The sequence below is a fragment of the Sedimentibacter sp. genome (assembly GCF_038562225.1).
Taxonomy (GTDB): Bacteria; Bacillota; Clostridia; order Tissierellales; family Sedimentibacteraceae; genus Sedimentibacter.
On record NZ_JBCFAS010000006.1, the window covers coordinates 71,719 to 91,188 of the forward strand.

Consider the following 19,470-nt stretch of genomic DNA (forward strand, 5'->3'; position numbering starts at 1 on the left):
TAAGTATAAGTAATGTAATTTGTTCTCTTTTGTAATGAATTTACACTAAAACGTTGCAAAAAAACAACATGTTCTAGAATAGCAACATTATATTTTAATGCAAGACAGGCTAGAAGGATGAAAACTTTGAAAAAGCAGGAACTGCATAAACTTGAAGACTTGGCATACTTATTGCTTAATTAATATTAACAATACAAACTGGTTGTATAGTTTATTGAAAGGAGGAATGTAGATGCAAACAATTCTATCTATTGGATTTCCCAGAATGCACAAGGAGGCTGGAGAAAAAAGAGACTTTCTGCCGGAATTTTTTTCAGGGTTATCAGACTATGACGTAGACATCTACCTGGAAGAAGGATATGGAAACGGATTGGGGTATGCTGAAAAAGACTACATTAAAAGCAATGCCGGCATAAAGTTTACCTCTGCTTATGATGTATACATGAAAGACATTGTAGTGATTCTTAGATGTCCTGAGACAACGGAAATAGACCTTATGAAGGAAGGTTCAATACTTATTTCAATGCTGCACTATGAGACAAGAGAAACAAGAAACAAATTGCTTTCTGAAAGAAAAATAAATTGCTTCTCTATGGATGCTATGTGCAACGATGAAAATGAAAGGATTATGGTCAATTATAAGGGAACTTCAAGAGCCGGTTCACGCATTGCATTTGAAGAGTTAAAAAAAAGAACAGACGGTTTCAATAATATGGACGGTAAAATTATTAATATTTCAATTATTGGGTTGGGTTCAGTAGCTGCCAATTCTGCAAAAGCGTTTGAAGAGTTAAGTGACAGAGAGTTTCTGGATGAAGAAAATGGAAAAGGTGTTATTATACACATGCTTCCAAGAACTATAACCCAAAACTGTAAAAACTTAAAAAAAATTTTGGAAGTGTCTGATATTTTAGTAGATGCCAGTAAGAGACCTGATCCTTCGAAAGTAATTGTTTCCAATAGACTAATTAAGTACTTACCTGAGCATTCTGTGATACTTGATTTGACTGCAGACCCATACAATGATAAAATTTTACCTATGCAGGTCAAAGGAATAGAAGGAATACCAACAGGGACATTAGACAAGTATGTCATTGAAGCCGATGATGAGCTTTATGATACCATACCTGACACAGTCTTAAGCGATAACAGAAGACTGGTGGTAAGCTGCAATGCATGGCCGGGTGTGGATGCAAAGGATTGCATGTTGCTGTACGGCAGGCAATTAATACCGTTTTTAGATGTCATACTGAATAAGGGCATAAAGGATTTGGACATAAGCAGTAAAAATATGTATGAAAGGTCGCTTATTAGATCTTCGTTAGCATACTATGTAAAAAACAAAAATAATCGATCAGGGGTGATAAAATGTTTAGAATAGGAATTGATACCGGTGGGACAAATACTGATGTCGTTTTAACCAATGTTGATAGCGGAAAGATTTATTATACCAAGACTCCTACAACGCCTAAGGAGTTATTGAAAGGCATTAATAACGGTATCAACAAAATAGTAGACAAGTGCAGTATAAGTTATCAGGATATAAAAGAACTGATATATGGTACTACAATAGTTGTTAATATGATTGCTCAAAAGGAAAGTGAGGCAACTGCTTTAATAACAACCAAAGGATTTAAAGATGTGCTGGAAATAGGAAGAGCCTACAGAAGTGAAAATATCTATGACATAAATATGAACAAACCGCAACCTCTGGTAAAAAGAAATTTAAGGTTTGAGGTATCCGAAAGAATGGATTTTTTAGGAGCCGAAATCGAACCTTTAGATGAAAATGAGGTAGTGGATATTATTAATGCATTAAAAGAAAAGAAAATAAGGGCTATTGCAGTATGTCTTATGCATTCTTATGCAAACCCTGAACATGAAATTAAAATAAAAGAGATAATTAACAGAGAGTGGCCGGAAGTGTATGTTTCCATATCAGCAGAAATCATACCTCAGTTCAGAGAGTATGAGAGAACATCCACCACTGTTATCAATTCATATATGATGCCAAATATGGCTTCTCACATAATTGATTTTAAAAATGAGATGGCAAAAAGTAAAATCAAAGCAAATTGTTATATGATGCAGGGCAATGCTGGAATCATGACTTTTGAAGCTGCATTGAAAAAACCTGTTTCAGTATCGGAATCAGGGCCAATAGCAGGTATTATAGCTGCTAACTATTTAAGTCAGTTAATAGGAGAGAAAAACATAATAACGCTTGACATGGGAGGAACAAGTGCAGATGTTGCCCTGATACAGAATAACATTATAAAATTCACAACAGAAAATAATGTTGAAGGTTACCCTATAAGCATTCCTACAGCAGATCTTAGTTTTATAGGGGCAGGGGGCGGAAGCATAGCATGGTGCGATGACGGGGGAGCGCTGAAGGTTGGCCCGTTGAGTGCCGGTGCAGAACCGGGGCCTGTCTGTTACGGAAAGGGCGGGGAAAAACCCACAGTAACAGATGCAAACCTCGTAACAGGAAGAATCAGGCCTGAAATATTTGAGGAGAACCTTGACAATGCTATGGAAAAGACCAGAGTTGCCATAGACAAATACATAGCAGAACCTTTACAAATTGATACCATTCAAGCTGCTGAAGGAATAATCGATGTAGTCAATTCAAATATGATCAGAGCAATCAAGTTTGTGTCCGTGCAGAAAGGTTATGACCCAAGGGAATTTACTTTGCTTGCATTCGGGGGAGCCGGAGGACTCCATGCAGGCAAGCTTGCTGAAGACCTTGAGATACCAAAGGTCATAGTTCCATATTCACCTGGAACATTTTGCGCCCTCGGATTGGTCTTGTCAGACATAAAGTGTGACTGCGTCCAGTCTAGATTATTGACTAAAGAACAGATGAACGCAGGAATCTTGAATGAGGTGTACACCAATCTTGATAGGCAAGGTATTGAAGAACTGGAAAAGCAGGATGTTGACCAAGAAAACAGAATGCTGGTACGAACATGTGATATGAGGTATTTTGGTCAGGCCTTTGAAATAAGCGTGCCTTTAACAAATATGATTTACAGCGAGAATGATATCGACGAGATTATCGAGAAGTTCCATAGCCTTCATGAGCAGGCTTACGGACATTGCATGAAGGAAGATCCTGTGGAGTTTGTTAATTACAGAGTCAGTGCAATAGGTACATTTTCCAAACCGGATCTAGCTAAGAATGCAAACGAATCCAAAGTAACCGTCGAGAGTAAGAAGATATATGGCAAGGCGATTTTTGATGGCAAGGAATACGATGTCCCGGTCTTAAACAGAGATTCTCTTAACATTGGAGATTATATTGATGGTCCGGCTATAATAGCTGAAATGGGAGCAACCGTTGTTGTATATCCAGGGCATAGCGCAACAATAGACAGACTAAAAAATATAGTTATGTATACAAATATTAATATGTAAAGGATGTGATTGAAATGGCAAATGCTATACTGCTTGAAGTTATAAACAACGCTTTACGTTCCGTAGCAGAACAAATGTCGGCTACAATGGTCAGAAGCAGCTATTCCACTATTGTTAAGGAAATGATGGACTGTTCATCTGCAATTTTTGACGGGCAAGGACGACTGTTGGCAGAGGGAGCCAATGTACCCATACATCTGAATTGTTTAGGGCCGTGCCTTAATACAGTACTTACAAAATATTTTGCAAGGGAGGATTTGAATCCAGGCGATTTAATATTGACAAATCATCCATATGCAGGAGGTAAATCGCTTGGCAGCCATCATACCAAGGATTTGATCATGATTGCTCCTGTTTTTTCTGAAAACAATGAATTGGTGGCATTTTCTGTGACAATGCTTCATCACAAGGATGTCGGAGGAGTATGGACAGGAGATTCATGGACAGTGGAAATCTGGCAGGAAGGCTTTCTAATGGAACCTGTCAAACTATATGATAAAGGAATGAGAAATGAGGCGCTGTGGAAAGTAATTTTAAATAACACAAGGAATCCAAGAGACATGAAGGGAGACTTGATGGCTCAGATTTCAGCATGTAATATCGGAATAAAGGGATTTAAGCAAATCATCGGTAAATATGGAATTGAACTTGTAGATGAAGTAGTTGAAGACCTTTTGAATTACTCAGAAAAACTGACAAGAAACGAAATACGTTCCATAAGGGACGGAAAATACACCCATGAGGAAAAAATACTTGATGATGGCTTTGAAGGAGGGCCTTACAGCATAAAGCTTACGGTTATTGTTGAAGGAGACAACATAACATTTGACTACACAGGAACTGATAAACAAATAAGAGGACCAATTAATTCGCCGCTTTCAGCGACCATATCTGCAACGTACTATGCGATGAGATGCATTACAAATGCGTACATACCTACAAATCAAGGATGCCACAGACCAATCAGCGTTATTGCACCCGAAGGAACATTGGTGAATTGCACGATGCCTATAGGCTGCTTCCAAAGGATGGTTACGGATCATATTCTGGTTGACCTTATAATGGGCGCAATGGCCCAGGCGATACCGGGCAAGGTAATGGCAGACTCATGCGGCACGAATTATGATTTCTGTTCTGGAACAAATTTGGAAACACATCCTAGAGGAGGAGAAATAAACCACAGGCAATATTGGGGAGAAATTGTACCCGGAGGTCTTGGAGCAAGGGCCGACAGTGATGGGGTTACGATTATGTCATGTCATGTAACCAATTGTCCAATACCTCCATTGGAGGCACAGGAAATTGAAGCGCCGATGATATTTATTGAAAGATCCATACTGCCAGACTCAGAAGGAGCAGGAAAGTACAGGAGCGGATTTTCTCAGAGAAGGAAATGGAAACTTGTCGGATATGACGGAATATTTTCTCATGTATCCCAAAAATCAAAAATACCTCCACAGGGTTTATTTGGCGGAATGCCAGGCGAGACAAGCAAGTGGATAATCAATGAAGGGAAGGAAAATGAGAGGATATTGGACTATGCTATGGGAGATGTAATATTTCTGGATTACGGGGATACCATAACCTGCATTACGGCAAGCGGGGGAGGTTATGGGAATCCATACGAAAGAGATATTAAAAAAGTTAAGGAAGATGTAGACATGGGGTTGGTATCTATAGGAAATGCCGCTGCTAAGTACGGAGTTGTTATTGACTCTGATACTCACGAAGTAAATATCGAAGAAACCAATCAACTAAGAGGTATTTGACAAAACACAATTAGCAAGCAAACGTTATTTCGAACTTCATATTTTAATAGCAAAATTATTAAAAATATAATTTGGGAGGATTGCATTATGACATATGATTCAAATACCAAGACTGATAATAGACAGGTTAGTTTTAAAATGGCTTTACTGTGCATGATGGCTTTAGCTGTAATATTTATAGGCGGATTTGGCATCTTTAAGATATCGACACAAGTTGTATTTCTACTTTCTGTAGTCGCTGCTGCAATTGTGGGAGTCATCAGCGGTTTCAGCCTCAAAGAAATTGACGGTTTTTTCCTTGATGGCTGCCGGAGTGTAATAATGGCTGCAATGATCCTTATGTCTGTGGGAGCTGTAATAGGTTCATGGATAGTATCAGGCATAGTTCCGACAATTATCTATTATGGATTAAGCATTTTAACTCCAACCACTTTTCTTGTTGCAAGCTTTCTGATTTGCTGCTTGTTATCGTTCTTCACCGGAAGTTCATATTCGGCAATATCGACCTTAGGGGTTGCTTTCATGGGTATAGGAATCGGACTGAATATTAACCCTGGAATAACCGCAGGCATGATAGTTTCAGGTTCTGTTTTCGGTGATAAGCTGTCACCATTTTCGGACTCTACGAACTTAGCTGCAGCAGTTTCAGATACTAATGTTTTTGATCATGTAAGATCTATGCTTTATACGACTATTCCAGCTATGTTAATTTCTGCAGTATTGTATTTCATAATCAGCATGCGCTACAGTGCTGCCGAGCTGGACATGACGGTCATAAATAATATAAAAGCAGTACTAAATGACAATTTTAACATAAATCCAATTCTTCTAATTGTACCAGTTTTTACAATAATATTAGCAATAAAAAAAGTCCCGCCAATCATTGCTTTAATATCCAGCGCCTTGTTAGGAACATTGGCAGCCTTAATTTTCCAAAGCGGTAACTATAGCTTTAAAGTCATTATCAATGCCTTGGGAAATGGATTTTCAATAAATTCGGAAATACCTGAGATTAACAAGCTTCTTAACAGGGGAGGAATGTTGGGCATGATGGGAGCTACAGCATTAGCCTTCTTAGCTGTCGGATTGGGTGAAATTCTTCAAAGAATCGGAGTATTAAGCGTAGTCTTGAACAAGATGAATAAGATAATACATTCAAATGCTGCATTGATAGTAAGCACCTTGATTATGAGCCTTATCATAACAATATTGTGCGCAAGTCAGTACATAGCCATTATCTTGACCGGTCAAATCATGAAAAACGCCTATTCTAAGTTTAAGGTCAAGAAAACGGTGCTGTCGAGAACGCTGGAAGATGGAGGAACAATATTTGCTTATCTTGTTCCTTGGTCAACTACAGGTGTCTTTGTGACAGGAGTGCTTGGAGTTGAAGTGTTCTCATATGCTCCCTTCGCATTTTTCTGCATCCTGTGCCCTATTATAGCAACATTCTATGCATTTACAGGCATTGCCATATTTAAAGAAACAAATGCAGAAGTAGAATCTGAATCAAATTAGTAATGTATATCAGAGAAAGAGACAAGGATATGTATATCTTTGTCTCTTTTTTGTAGGATTGAATAGATTAATATTCTATTGTAACAATGATGCAAATGTAGTAAAATTATGTATAAATTAAATTTATAAACTGAAAACGTTAACGAACAAGGAGGGAATTTTTATGTTTAAAAGAACTATGGCCCTGGGGCTGGCAGTTGTTATGATGCTGTCGGTTTTCACAGGGTGCGGAATCAACGATTTGGGGTATTTGAACCTCGCAAGGGAACTGTCAAAGTTGAAACAGTTCCAATTTGAAAACAATACAAGCTTTGAAATTTCTGAGGAAGCTGCAGACGACAACTACAGCGTATCATTAGAGCTCAGCGGAGAAGCAGACATTGAGGATCTGGATTCAATATATATGAATCTTGATCTGGATTTCAGCATCAACGGCTTAAAGACAGCCGGTCCGATAAATTTCGTCATTGACCAGAACAAGGTATATGTTTCAAAGAACCTGGTACTGGAAATGCTGACCTTTGACGACATGCTCAACGACGAGGAGGAAAGCAGCGAGGTTATTGAAGACATATATTCAAACAGCCTCAAGGATGTTGAGTACATAATGCTTGCAGATCTTGAGGAGTATTACGATGTGGATTACAAGGAAAATTACGATGCTATGCAGGAAGATGCTTTCAACTACATTACAGCTGCGTTCAAGGGATTTGATTCCAAGGTTATCACAAAGATAAGCGGAGGATATTCCATGAAGCTGACTCCTCAAAGCACAGTTGAATTTATAAAGAGGCTGGTTTCTTACATGAGCGACAACAGGGAGCGCGTTTTCGACGAAACAGTTAAGTATGTGGAGAAGCTGTACAGCAGCACAAGCCTTGAAGACATGACAGAAGAAGAAAAGGAAGAGTTGATTGCAGAGCTTAAGGATAGTAGACAGGATTTCTATGATTTCCTGGATGAGGCAGAACTCATGCTGGAGCAAGACATCCTTTCCGAATACGAGGCTATGGTTGACGGAAGCCAGATAAAACAGGACATTTACAAATCAGGAAGCTCCTATGTGGAAGATTCCTATGCTAAGATTGTGTATGAAGGTATAGAGTTTATTAATCTGTCATCAAAGACTACAGTGACACCTGCAGCAGTTACGAAGAAATCCGTGGAGGGTGGTTTTATAACAGCCGAGGAACTTGAAGGAATTTACAGTCGTACAGAGAACAGGCTCAATCCTGCTCAGACCATGTCAATACAGTGGTATTCAAATGATTATGACACACAGATTGACATAACAAGGAAGAACGGCAAAACAGACTGGGATTCCCAACCGTACACAATCGTTGACAACAGAGTTTACCTTCCGCTTAGATACATAGGCGAAACATTCGGCGAAGAGGTGTACTGGGACAATGATGCAAGAAAGGCTTACGTTCTGAGGGGAGATTTAAGGATTGACATGACCGGAATAATCGTTGACTCAAGAACCATGGTCAAGGTAAGGGATTTCGAGAAGCTGGGATACAAGATCAACTATACCCAGGACGGCACATGGTCTACAGCCGTAATTGAAAAACAAAGCCACTAGTAATAAAGACTACAGGCGGTGCAATGCACCGCCTGTTTGTATTATTGCTGCTCGGTTTCTTTTTTCCAGTTTAAGGTTGTCTCACTTTTCATTGAATCAAAGTACACTTTTGTTTCAGACGCAATGACATTCCTCAGCCCAACCAATGCTATGAGGTTAGGGATAGCCATGAGCCCGTTTACGATATCCGCAAGAATCCATATCATGTCCAGCTTTAGAAATGCTCCCACGCCTACAAGAACTATGAAAACCAACCTGTAAGCTGTTATAGCCTTTACGCCGAACAGATACTCCGTGCATCTTTCACCATAGTAGTTCCATCCAAGAATGGTTGTGAAGGCAAAAAATATGAGTCCCACAGTCACAATGTAAGGTCCGATAACCGGAAGGCCCGTATTGAAAGCCTCGTTGGTCATGCTTGCACCAACCAGGTCTCCGCTCCAGACACCTGTCATTATGAGCATCATGCCGGTCATGGTGCAGATGATTATGGTGTCAAAAAATGTGCCGGTCATGGAAATGAGTCCCTGCTTTACACAGGAGTTTGTTTTAGCTGCTGCGGTTGCAATTGGCGCACTGCCTAGTCCCGATTCGTTGGAGAAGACACCTCTTGCAACACCGTTTCGCATTGCATAAAGGACGCTTGCTCCCAGAAATCCTCCGGTAGCAGCTGTTGTTGTAAATGCGCTTTTTATAACCAGAAGAAAGGTCTGCGGGATAAGGCTGATGTTTGTTATCATGATGAACAATGCTCCCATAACGTAAAACACTGCCATAAAAGGAACAATGATTTCGGAAATTCTTGCAATGCTCTTTATCCCTCCGAGAGTTACCAAAGCGACTACCGCAGTCAAAAATACAGAAGTGGCAACTACCGGAATGTTGAATGTAAGTTTTACGGCATCTGTTATAGCATTTATTTGAGGAAATGTTCCTATTCCGAAGAATGCCACCGCAATGCCGAAGGCGGCAAACATTTTAGCCAGGAATCTGTTTCCCAGCCCTTTTTCAATATAGTACATGGGACCGCCCGACATTTGACCATTGTCGTCCACAACTCTGTATTTTACTGACAGCAGGCATTCTCCATACTTGGTTGCCATACCGAAGAATGCGGCTACCCACATCCAGAACAGTGCTCCCGGACCGCCTGCCTTTATGGCGGTTGCCACACCGACTATGTTTCCTGTGCCTATAGTCGCAGCCAATGCGGTGCATAGAGCCTGAAAGCTTGATACGTCACCTTCTGCCCCTTGTTCTGTGTCCTTTGAAAAAACATACTTTAATGCAAGCGGAAGCCTGAAGACCTGAATCAGTCCCAGTTTGAATGTAAGATATACTCCTGTTCCCACCAGAAGAATAAGAAGCGGCGGTCCCCATATGAAAGAATCTGCCTTTTCCAGAAATAATGTAACGTTTTGCATTTTTACCTCCCTAATTTTTGCTGTAACGTTATTAAGGAAGCCTCTTAAGACAAAAAAACCAAGTCAATAGACCTGGCCCCAAAAAATCAGTCTGCTCTGTCCTTTTACCTGAGAGATTGACCGGATATCCGGCTTGCTCCTTCGGTGCTCGTTTGAGGCTCTCCAGAGTTTCGTCCGATAGCGGTCCTTTTGCCTGAAAGCGTGACTCCTTCGGCGGATCAATGATCTCTCTCCCACTACCATCATTCGAACTATATAATTTTCCACGAGCGTGATTATATCATGAGCAGTGGGAAAACAAAAGGAAAAAGTTCAGAAAAAACAAATAGGAAATTGAAAGCGATTTTCATTCTACTATTGTTATGACATGACACGGGAAAATATGAGCTACTTATATTACGATCAAGGCAGAAAAAACATACAACACTGCAAGCATGATTCCGTTTATAAGCGTGAATACTCCCAGGTATCTTAAGGGTTTTGCATTTTCCGTCTGCACATAGAGCTTGTACGAAATGAGACTTGCCAGGGATGCAACGAGGGTACCCAGTCCGCCTATGTTTGTCCCCACAACAAGAGACTTAAAGTTTCCGGTGAAGTTTGAAAGCAGCACCGCTGTTGGAACGTTGCTCAGAAATTGGCTAAGCCCAACGGAAAAAAGCAGTTCCCTTCCTTCAATCAAACCGGAAAGGAATGTTTTGACTGCTTCCATGTTACCCATGTTTCCAGTAAACACGAAGAACAGCACAAATGTTGCCAGAAGGCTGTAATCAACTTCCCGAAGGAGCTTTCTGTCCATTGCAGCCACAGAAGTAAGAACAGCAACAAATGTTATTCTGTAGTCAGCCAGTCTGAATACTGCAGCCAGGCAAAGCGCAAACAGCACCAGGTATGCAGATAGCTTTTTGGGGCTGCTTATTTTTTCCTTGCGGTTAAATTCCACATTGATAACTTCTCTTTTGCCGAATATGGAAAAGATGAGTATGAGTACAAGACCGGCAGCTGCAATTGGAATAGTAATCCTGAAAAAATCTGCGGCATTTATGTTATAAAATGAGTAAAGGTAAAGATTCTGAGGGTTCCCTACGGGAGTGAGCATGCTTCCGAGGTTTGCCGCCACCGTCTGCATGACCGTGACGGTGATGAGGTGGTCGGTCTGCGCGGTTATGGTTAAAACCAGAATTGAAAATGGAACAAAAGTAATGAGAGCTACGTCATTTGTAATGAGCATGGAGCTGAAAAAGCAAATGAGCACCAAACTTAAGAAAAGCCCTCTTGTGTTTTGTGAACCTGAGGTCATTTTCTGTGCCAGCACGTTGAAAAGTCCTATTTCCTTCAGGCCAGCCACTATTGCCATAAGGCAGAAAAGCAAGACCAGGACTTTAAAGTCAATGTATGAAACATATTTTTCCGACGGCGGAACAAAGAGTGCTGTTGCGGCAGCAGCAGCAAAGGATATTACCAGCACGGCTTCTTTTTTAACAAAATTTATTATTGATTTCATATGTATCTCCTTGTCACAAGGGACATTATACCACAAAAGAAAATTTTGTTAATATTTTTTTGATTGCGACGACTCATATCCAGCCTTATTTACAGTTTTTTGTCCTTGTAATAGCGGCAAAATTGCAATATAATTAATTGATTAGAGATGATGTTACATAAATTTAATATATGAGAAGGTTTATTATGATCAGGATTACAATAAATGAAGCTGCAAAGGTGCTAAGTTCAGAATGCAGGGGGGACACAGAACGGTTGATAGAAGGTGTCAGCATTGATTCCAGAAAGGTATCCCCAAACAATTTGTTTGTTCCCATCAAAGGACAAACCGTAAACGGTCACAAGTTTATAGATGATGTAGTGAGAAAGGGGGCATGTGCAACTCTTTGGAACAAGGACGAGCCTAATCCTCCGGAGAGCATCGCTGTGATTTTGGTGGATGATACAGTCAAGGCTCTGCAGGATTTGTCATTTTACTACAGAAATAAGCTGAATGTGAAGATCGTGGGAGTGACCGGAAGCAACGGAAAGACATCAACCAAGGACATTACCGCAGGCATACTGTCCCAGAGGTTTAAGACTCAGAAGACCATGGGAAACTTCAATACTGAAATAGGCGTTCCCTACACACTTCTGAGTCTTGATGAGGACTGCCAGGTGGCTGTCATTGAGATGGGAATGGAAAGAAAGGGAGAAATAGATTTTCTTACACGCCTTGTTCAGCCGGACATAGGAGTCATAACCAGCGTGGGACTTGTGCACATAGATAACTTTCCGTCTATCGAAGAAATTGCAAAAGCAAAGCTTGAAATCACAAATGGTATAAAAGAAAACGGCCTGTTCATCTATTTCGGAGACGACCAGCTCATTGAAAGAACCGTAAACAGCACGGATATTCATAAGAGCATCAGAAAACAGACATTCGGCCTTGAAAAGCACAACACACTGTACCTTACGGACTTCTCCGAAAACATGGAAGGAATAACGTTCAAGGTCAGCGACGAGCATATGGGAGAGCTGCATATGGAAATGCTGGGCAAGCACCAGTCATTGAACGCCATGGCTGCAATTCTGGCTGCAAAGGAACTGGGCATGACCAGCGAGGAAATCAGCCTGGGTCTTTTGAAAATAGAAAAGACAGGACTTCGAAACGAAGTGTTTAAAATAAACAAGTGCACCATATTGAACGACTGCTACAAGTCAAATCCCGTAAGCATAAGTGCAGCGCTTGACATATTGGAACTGTTTCCTGCAAGGAAGAAGGTTGTGGTCCTGGGGGACATGGCAGGCTACAGGGAAATGAGCCAGGACATGCACTACGGAGTCGGCAGAAGCCTCGCATCCCACCATATTGACGAGCTTGTTACCATTGGTCAGGAAGCAAGGTTCATGGCCAGGGGAGCAAGGGAAAACACCGGCATAAAAAGCATAATACAATTTGATACCAAGGAAGAGGCAGCTGATTACCTTAAAAAGTACATGAGCGATGACTGCGCTATTCTCATAAAGGGATCCAGGTTTTTAAAGCTGGAATACATAGCAAACACATTGAAGGATTTGGAGGGGAACAATGAATAAAACAAGACTGGCCATACTTTTCGGGGGAAAATCTGACGAATATTCCGTATCGCTGCATTCAGCGGCAGCCATAATTAAAAACGTGCCTCAGGATATGTTTGATGTGACGCTGGTAGGAATCACCAGAGACGGCAAATGGCTTCACTATGAGGGAACAGCAGACAGGATTAATGACGACACATGGCACCACGAAATGCTCAGTCCTGTGATTCTGAGCATGGACAACAACTTCAGGGGACTTATAAAGCTTGACGAAAAAGGCGGAACCTTTGAAAAGATAGCAATAGACTGCATATTCCCGGTTCTGCACGGTAAAAACGGCGAGGACGGTACAATCCAGGGATTATGCCAGATGACGGGCATTCCATTTGTGGGCTGCGGCATGACAGCCTCAGCAGTTAGCATGGACAAGGAATTTACCCATGCCATCTGCGAAAGGGCAGGAATAAGAATGGCTCCATATGTCAGAGCAGCCAGGTCCGGGAATCTTAACGTGAAAAAGCTGTATGAAGAATCGCTGGAAAAGCTGTCACTTCCCATGTTCATCAAGCCTGCCAACAACGGTTCGTCGCTTGGCATAAGCAAGATAAGAAACTACAATGAATTTGAAAAGGGAATAATGGAAGCATTCGAATATGACGACAAGGTTATTATTGAAAAGATGATCGAAGGCTTTGAAATCGGCTGCGCCGTGGTTGGAAACGAGGAACTTCTCATCGGAGAAGTGGATGAAATAGATACAAAGAACGACTTCTTCGACTATGTGGAGAAGTATTCCCAGCACAATTCCAAGATACACTGCCCCGCTCGCATAAGCGATGAGCTTAAGGCAGAAGCAAAAAAAACAGCAGAAAAGACCTACAGGGCTTTGGGCTGCAAGGGCCTTTCAAGGGTGGACATGTTTCTTGCTCCCGATAACACAATATACCTGAATGAAATAAACACCATACCTGGGCTCACGGACCTCAGCAGGTATCCGTCTATGCTTAAAAAAATCGGAATAGAATACAAGGACCTGATTGTGAAGCTGGTGGACCTGGCCATGGAAGGCAATTAAGAGCTAATTTAATTAACAGTGAAGAATGAAGAATTAAGAATTAAAAGAAGGAATTGTGCTGAGGCACAATTCCCACCTAAATTCTTAATTCTTATTTTTTAATTCTCAATTATTTTTTCAGTCCTAGGATTTCTCTTGCTTCATCAGGGGTTGCCACTTCACGGCCCATTTCTTTTGACAGACGAGCCAATCTTTCAACAAGCTGTGCATTTGATGTGGCCAGCTGTCCCTTGCTGTAGTAGATGTTGTCTTCAAATCCTGTTCTAGCGTGGCCTCCAAGCATAATAGCCGCAATGTTCAGCGGAAGCTGGTATCTTCCCACACCTGCCACAGTCCATGTTGAACCGGCAGGAATTGAGTCTACCATGTACAGCAGGTCTCTCAGTTCACCACCCATTGCTCCCGGTACTCCGAGAACAAAATCAAAATGCATAGGGGTGTTGATAAGACCTTTTTTTGCAAAACGTATTGCTGTATCAACCATTCCTTTTTCAAAGCATTCAAGTTCAGGTTTTACTCCCAGCTCATTCATCCTATTGGCAAATATTCTGATGTTTTCCTCGGTGTTCATGAATACATCATCGCCGAAGTTGCAGGTACCCATGCTTAAAGTGGCCATTTCAGGCTTAAGCTCGATAGGCTGCATTCTTTGCTGAGGAGTGTGCCATGTTGCTCCTCCTGTTGACGGCTGGAAAATTATGTTGCACTTGGCTTCTATCTTTTCCTTGATTTCCTTGTAAACTGCATAATCTTGCGTGGGGTTGCCCTCATTGTCCCTCGCATGTACATGAACCATTGAAGCTCCTGCCAGATAGCACTGGTATGCAGCTTCAGCTATCTCATCCGGTGTAATCGGCAGATTTGGCTGTTGTTCTCTTGTCACTTCCGCTCCCGTAAGGCAAGCTGTGATTATTAATTTTTCCATTGTAACCCTCCCATTATTATAATTCTTTGCCTACTAATATTTTAACTGATTTGCATAATATAGTCAATTGATTGTTAATTATTAAACCAAGACATAATCAGAAATAAGATAAAAAAATTATACAAATGCAGCAAAAAATATAGTATTATTAGTATGAACGTAATAAATCAAAATATAACGTGTCACGTTAGCCGTGATATTTAAAAATGTGCTACACTAAAGATAATTATAAGGAGATTGTATGGACAGAGAACTAGCGCTTAACATAGTAAGGGTTACAGAAGCTGCCGCACTTGGCTGCGGCAAGTATATGGGAAGAGGAAACAAGGACATTGCCGATCAGGCAGCCGTTGACGGAATGAGAAGCATGTTTCAGGTGCTTGATATTTCAGGCACTGTCGTAATAGGCGAAGGAGAGCTGGACGAAGCTCCGATGCTTTACATCGGCGAAAAGATCGGTACATGGGAGGAAGGTTCCCCGGAAATAGACATAGCGGTGGATCCTCTTGACGGCACGAAGCTGGTTGCAAAAGGGCTGCCCGGAGCATTGGCTGTCGTTGCCGTGGCACCGAAGGGATGTTTGCTCCATGCTCCCGATATGTATATGCATAAGATTGCGGTAGGACCTGAGGCAGCCGGACATATTGACATCACGGCACCCATAGAGCAAAACCTGTACAATGTAGCCAAGGCCCTGAACAAGGACATCACTGAAGTAACCGTAATAATGCAGGACAGGGAAAGACATGCGGATTTTATAGAAAGAGCAAGAGCTGTTGGGGCAAGAATAAAGCTGTTCGGAGATGGGGATGTGGCTGCTGCCATAGCAACATGCTTCGAGGAATCGGGTGTGGACATGATGATTGGAAAGGGCGGAGCCCCAGAAGGAGTTATTTCAGCTGCTGCCATTAAATGTCTGGGCGGAGAATTCCAGGGAATACTGGTTCCTGATAACGAAGAAGAAAAAAGAAGATGCAGGGAGATGGCAGGAGAGAACTGGGACAGAGTTCTTACAATGGAAGACCTGGCAAAGGGGGACGACATTATTTTTGCAGCTACGGGAGTTTCGGACGGTGAACTGTTGAAGGGAGTAAGATATATGGCCAACAACAGGGCAAGAACCTACTCCATGGTCACCCGATCCAAGTCAGGAACAATCCGCTTCATCGATACCATTCACGTGCTTGACAAAAAACCAACCTATGCCTATGTGAAATAATAAAACTAAACCTCTTTTATAAACAATGAGTGTGAAAAATGTTGCAAAGCAAGGGTCTCATGATTAATGAGGTCCTTGCTGCTTTTTTAATGATGATGTAAGCTTATTAGTAAATCTATTGAGCTTTTTTATTGATGAAGTACTTAGTTAAAATAACATATCAACTTTGTATATTGAAAAAATGAAATTAATCAACTTTTTGCAAGCATCGCTAAATTCAATGTCCTTGTTATATATAAGAGCGAATGGTATAATTGCTTCATTCCCTTTTATTATAAAGCTAGCAGTGTCATTATTTATATTGTGTTTAATAATTTTCGAATAAGGATAAAATGTCACCCCTTGAGTAGTAGCTGCAATATTTAGCGCTGTATTTAAATTGTTTGTTTTTATTATCTTCTTAGGTTTTACATTAAGATAATCCAATAATTCATATGATTTTTTCGCAAGGTTTTGATTATCTTGAAGCATGATGAATGTTTCGTTTTCCAGTTTTTTTAAATCTATTTCAGTTTCATTACTGTCATTTTCCAATAATTGTTTCACATATGGATGATTCTTACTTATAGCAATACGCAATTCTTCATTATCCAACGTTACATAGCTTAAATTAATATTAATAGTGTCATTAGCCACATTCATTAAGCAAAAATCCACTTTGTTGTTTTCAAGCAATTGTTGCGTGTATGAACCTGGGCCCTCTTTGAATTCAATTGAATAACTTGGGTACTTATTAATAAAGTATCCATAAATATGAGGAATTACGGTTGCTCCTCTCCAAGTAGCGATTCCTATATTGATTTTCTGGTAGGGATCTTTGAATTTTTCTAATTCCGATTTAAAGTAACTATCAAGTTGTATATGCTTGTTTACGTAATCTAAATATAAAGCACCTGCTCTAGTAAGCTTTAAAGGCGATACACTTCGATCAAATAAGGTAACACCTAATTCCTTCTCGAGTTTATTTAAATACTTGCTCAAGGAAGGTTGAGTAACAAACAATACTGCAGAAGCCTTAGTTATATTCCGTTGCTTTTCTATTTCTAAAAAGTAATTGTAATTATCAATCATTGATTTTTCCTCTTTTCTTTGCAATAAGTATAGCTAAATAGGAATAGTTTTATAATAAGAAGTAATTAGATTTTCAATAATAAAACGTTTGCAATTAATTGTAACATAATTATATATCATTTTAAAATGTTTAAACTTGTAAAATAATTATAATAGCAAATTAAATATAATAGAATCAGTGGTCCTATGTCAAGATTTAGTACAAGCTAAAATGAGAAAATAACCCTCTCACATTAACCCTGTCAGCTGCAATCCATCTTTGTGTGCTTTTTCATACAATTTTTCTAAATCGACAGGTGATATATAATCCCAATGACTGTAAATTTTAATACAAATATGGAAACAGACAATTCTGGTGAAGAGGATATTATGTTATACAGTAGAAAGAAGTACGAGGGCTATAGCCAATATGGAATAATCATTATTATTTATAGCAATTGGACTTTAAATAAATATATGTTTACAATAAGTATAACATAATTTAGCAAAAGTATTTTATTTAATTTTCTATGAATTATTTATAAATTTAATAAAAGATGTAATTAGGTTATGTATAAGAAAATATGTAAGAGGAAGGAATATCCAAATGTTTAATGCTATATTAGTCGATAGAGACTATGGAAGTGTTTCATTACAAAAACAAGAATTATTAAAAAGCGAATATGAAAAAAATGGTATTTACCTCAGTTTGCATCATTTCAAAAGTGAAAAGGAATTAATTGAAACGTGCGTTGATGCAGATGCATTATTATGTACCGGAAACCCTGCTATCACTGAAAACGTAATCAATAGTCTGCCGAATTTGAAGTTAGTGCAAAGGTTCGGAATCGGAGTAAATTCGATAGATTTGAAAGCTGCAACAAGAAATGGGGTAACCGTTTTGAATATGCCCGGTTTCTGCATTAAGGAATTAGCAGTTCATGCAACTTCTTTAATACTGGCGCTGCTAAGAAATACTGCTTACTATGACCGAGAAATAAGGAAATATAGTTGGCCAAAAGCCAAATATTTCAAACCAGAGGATTTAAGTGATCTGACGGTTGGGTTATATGGGTTTGGTGGATCAGCTAAAGAACTGTACAAAATAGTACATGGTGGATTTGGTTCAAAATTTATTGTTTGTGACCCTTACGTAAACAGTTCTGTCTTAAATGAGTATGATATTGAACTTGTGACATTCGATGAAATGTTAGAGAAAAGTGATATAATCTCACTTAATGTGCCTTTGACTGAAGAAACTAGGGGAATCTTCAACATTGATACTTTTAAGAAAATGAAGGATACTTCCATGATTATTAATATAGCAAGGGGAGAATTAATAAAAGAAGATGATTTAGTATATGCATTGGAAAACAGTTTGATAAGATTTGCAGGACTGGATGTTTTTGAAACCGAACCTTTAAAGAATGAAAGCAAACTGAGGAACATGGATAATGTAGTTTTGACTTGCCACAGCGCTTTTTACGGTGTTAAATCTGAAAGCAATCAAATAAGCTTTGCTAATGAATTAGTTAAAAAAGCTCTGATCGACAACGAGGTACCCATCTATTTTGTAGCAAATAAGGATGTTATCGGCAAAAGTAAATTTAATTTTATTGAAGGAGGATTAAAATGAAAAATATTGGATGTAGAGTTGTCAGTGATTTTAAAAGGCCAGCAAAGGAATTGGTTGAGTTATTCAGAGATAAACAAGTTGCTAACATTGATGATTGTATGAACCGAACAGCTGCTGTTATGTATGATATTAATCCGTATAATGGGAGTGACGTCTTGGGCACAGCCTTTACAATAAAGGTGCCTGCTGGTGATAATTTAATGGTTCATAAGGCAATGGATATGATTAAGCCGGGTGATGTGGTTGTAATTGCCGCAGGAGGAGAAACTGAAAGAGCGATTCTTGGTGAACTTATGATAACATATATGAGGTCAAAAGGGGCTGCAGGAATCCTTGTAGACGGATGCATAAGAGATGCCAGCGCAATTAGCAACATGGATATTCCTGTCTTTGCCAAAGGAACTTCTCCAAATGGTCCATATAAAAATGGTCCTGGGGAAATAAATACAATTGTATGTTTTGGCGGGCAGGTGGTACATCCCGGAGATATTGTAGTAGGAGACAGGGATGGCATAATATTTATAAAACCGGAAGATGCAGAAGAGTTAGCAAAGGATGTAATTGCTGTGCAGGAAAAAGAAGCAAAGATTATGGAAGGCATAGTTACCAAAGGAATTTATCCGAGACCTTGGGTTGATCAGAAGTTAGAAGAAATAAATTGTGAAATTGGATAAAAGATAATGCTTTTGATAAAGTTCATGGCATTAGAATATTTGAAAATTTCTATAAAACCTGTATAATTATTTCTGTACTTCTATCAATACTAATATATTAAAATAAGAG

Annotated in this window: 14 protein-coding genes and 1 riboswitch; of the genes, 10 read left to right on the forward strand and 4 right to left on the reverse strand. The window is 39.7% G+C overall.

The window, feature by feature from the left end; all coding sequences use genetic code 11:
• Positions 1–232: 232 nt before the first annotated feature.
• From AAGU76_RS18030 to AAGU76_RS18050, 5 genes are all read left to right on the forward strand, one after another.
• Complete coding sequence (locus tag AAGU76_RS18030) at positions 233–1,381, forward strand: alanine dehydrogenase (protein WP_342486909.1); 1,149 nt, start codon at positions 233–235, stop codon at positions 1,379–1,381.
• Positions 1,369–3,423 (forward strand): hydantoinase/oxoprolinase family protein, encoded by a 2,055-nt coding sequence (locus AAGU76_RS18035; RefSeq protein WP_342486910.1) that lies wholly within the window; start codon positions 1,369–1,371, stop codon positions 3,421–3,423. The genes AAGU76_RS18030 and AAGU76_RS18035 overlap by 13 nt, the downstream gene beginning before the upstream one ends.
• 14 nt (positions 3,424–3,437) lie before the next feature.
• A complete protein-coding gene (locus tag AAGU76_RS18040) occupies positions 3,438–5,192 on the forward strand; it encodes a hydantoinase B/oxoprolinase family protein (RefSeq protein ID WP_342486911.1) in 1,755 nt (584 codons plus the stop codon).
• A gap of 87 nt (positions 5,193–5,279) precedes the next feature.
• On the forward strand, positions 5,280–6,710 hold the full coding sequence (nhaC, locus tag AAGU76_RS18045; protein ID WP_342486912.1) for a Na+/H+ antiporter NhaC: 1,431 nt from the start codon (positions 5,280–5,282) through the stop codon (positions 6,708–6,710).
• A 163-nt stretch (positions 6,711–6,873) separates the two neighbouring features.
• Positions 6,874–8,295, forward strand: coding sequence for a copper amine oxidase N-terminal domain-containing protein (locus AAGU76_RS18050; RefSeq protein ID WP_342486913.1), 1,422 nt, complete (start codon positions 6,874–6,876; stop codon positions 8,293–8,295).
• Between the two features lie 41 nt (positions 8,296–8,336).
• On the opposite strand, the gene AAGU76_RS18055 is transcribed toward AAGU76_RS18050, so the two are convergent.
• Entirely contained in the window at positions 8,337–9,719 is a 1,383-nt protein-coding gene (locus tag AAGU76_RS18055; protein ID WP_342486914.1) for a sodium:alanine symporter family protein, read from the reverse strand.
• Positions 9,720–9,805: 86 nt separating this feature from the next.
• A riboswitch (glycine riboswitch) is annotated at positions 9,806–9,895 on the reverse strand.
• Positions 9,896–10,110: 215 nt separating this feature from the next.
• Positions 10,111–11,223 (reverse strand): SLC13 family permease, encoded by a 1,113-nt coding sequence (locus tag AAGU76_RS18060; protein WP_342486915.1) that lies wholly within the window; start codon positions 11,221–11,223, stop codon positions 10,111–10,113.
• A gap of 185 nt (positions 11,224–11,408) precedes the next feature.
• Here AAGU76_RS18060 and murF point away from each other — a divergent pair, with 185 nt between their 5' ends.
• Together murF and AAGU76_RS18070 are read left to right on the forward strand one after the other, a co-directional pair.
• The gene (gene murF, locus AAGU76_RS18065; protein WP_342486916.1) at positions 11,409–12,800 is read left to right on the forward strand and encodes a UDP-N-acetylmuramoyl-tripeptide--D-alanyl-D-alanine ligase; all 1,392 of its coding nucleotides are present in this window, start codon (positions 11,409–11,411) and stop codon (positions 12,798–12,800) included.
• Positions 12,793–13,857 (forward strand): D-alanine--D-alanine ligase family protein, encoded by a 1,065-nt coding sequence (locus AAGU76_RS18070; RefSeq protein WP_342486917.1) that lies wholly within the window; start codon positions 12,793–12,795, stop codon positions 13,855–13,857. The genes murF and AAGU76_RS18070 overlap by 8 nt, the downstream gene beginning before the upstream one ends.
• Positions 13,858–13,966: 109 nt before the next feature.
• On the opposite strand, the gene AAGU76_RS18075 is transcribed toward AAGU76_RS18070, so the two are convergent.
• Entirely contained in the window at positions 13,967–14,782 is an 816-nt protein-coding gene (locus AAGU76_RS18075; protein ID WP_342486918.1) for a 3-keto-5-aminohexanoate cleavage protein, read from the reverse strand.
• A gap of 241 nt (positions 14,783–15,023) precedes the next feature.
• Between AAGU76_RS18075 and glpX the strand changes: the two genes are divergently transcribed.
• Positions 15,024–16,001 carry a class II fructose-bisphosphatase gene (glpX, locus tag AAGU76_RS18080; RefSeq protein ID WP_342486919.1) on the forward strand — a complete coding sequence of 326 codons (978 nt, stop codon included), beginning with the start codon at positions 15,024–15,026 and terminating at the stop codon, positions 15,999–16,001.
• Positions 16,002–16,148: 147 nt separating this feature from the next.
• On the opposite strand, the gene AAGU76_RS18085 is transcribed toward glpX, so the two are convergent.
• A complete protein-coding gene (locus AAGU76_RS18085; protein ID WP_342486920.1) occupies positions 16,149–17,072 on the reverse strand; it encodes a LysR family transcriptional regulator in 924 nt (307 codons plus the stop codon).
• 586 nt (positions 17,073–17,658) lie between these two features.
• Here AAGU76_RS18085 and AAGU76_RS18090 point away from each other — a divergent pair.
• Positions 17,659–18,687 carry a C-terminal binding protein gene (locus tag AAGU76_RS18090; RefSeq protein WP_342486921.1) on the forward strand — a complete coding sequence of 343 codons (1,029 nt, stop codon included), beginning with the start codon at positions 17,659–17,661 and terminating at the stop codon, positions 18,685–18,687.
• Complete coding sequence (locus AAGU76_RS18095; protein WP_342486922.1) at positions 18,684–19,361, forward strand: RraA family protein; 678 nt, start codon at positions 18,684–18,686, stop codon at positions 19,359–19,361. Before AAGU76_RS18090 ends, AAGU76_RS18095 begins: the two co-directional genes overlap by 4 nt.
• Positions 19,362–19,470 lie beyond the last annotated feature (109 nt).

Bases quoted from the DNA above. Each gene is read 5' to 3' on its own strand.
- AAGU76_RS18030 (WP_342486909.1), top strand. From the start codon at position 233: ATGCAAACAATTCTATCTATTGGATTTCCCAGAATGCACAAGGAGGCT.
- AAGU76_RS18035 (WP_342486910.1), top strand. From the start codon at position 1,369: ATGTTTAGAATAGGAATTGATACCGGTGGGACAAATACTGATGTCGTT.
- AAGU76_RS18040 (WP_342486911.1), top strand. From the start codon at position 3,438: ATGGCAAATGCTATACTGCTTGAAGTTATAAACAACGCTTTACGTTCC.
- nhaC (WP_342486912.1), top strand. From the start codon at position 5,280: ATGACATATGATTCAAATACCAAGACTGATAATAGACAGGTTAGTTTT.
- AAGU76_RS18050 (WP_342486913.1), top strand. From the start codon at position 6,874: ATGTTTAAAAGAACTATGGCCCTGGGGCTGGCAGTTGTTATGATGCTG.
- AAGU76_RS18055 (WP_342486914.1), bottom strand. From the start codon at position 9,719: ATGCAAAACGTTACATTATTTCTGGAAAAGGCAGATTCTTTCATATGG.
- AAGU76_RS18060 (WP_342486915.1), bottom strand. From the start codon at position 11,223: ATGAAATCAATAATAAATTTTGTTAAAAAAGAAGCCGTGCTGGTAATA.
- murF (WP_342486916.1), top strand. From the start codon at position 11,409: ATGATCAGGATTACAATAAATGAAGCTGCAAAGGTGCTAAGTTCAGAA.
- AAGU76_RS18070 (WP_342486917.1), top strand. From the start codon at position 12,793: ATGAATAAAACAAGACTGGCCATACTTTTCGGGGGAAAATCTGACGAA.
- AAGU76_RS18075 (WP_342486918.1), bottom strand. From the start codon at position 14,782: ATGGAAAAATTAATAATCACAGCTTGCCTTACGGGAGCGGAAGTGACA.
- glpX (WP_342486919.1), top strand. From the start codon at position 15,024: ATGGACAGAGAACTAGCGCTTAACATAGTAAGGGTTACAGAAGCTGCC.
- AAGU76_RS18085 (WP_342486920.1), bottom strand. From the start codon at position 17,072: ATGATTGATAATTACAATTACTTTTTAGAAATAGAAAAGCAACGGAAT.
- AAGU76_RS18090 (WP_342486921.1), top strand. From the start codon at position 17,659: ATGTTTAATGCTATATTAGTCGATAGAGACTATGGAAGTGTTTCATTA.
- AAGU76_RS18095 (WP_342486922.1), top strand. From the start codon at position 18,684: ATGAAAAATATTGGATGTAGAGTTGTCAGTGATTTTAAAAGGCCAGCA.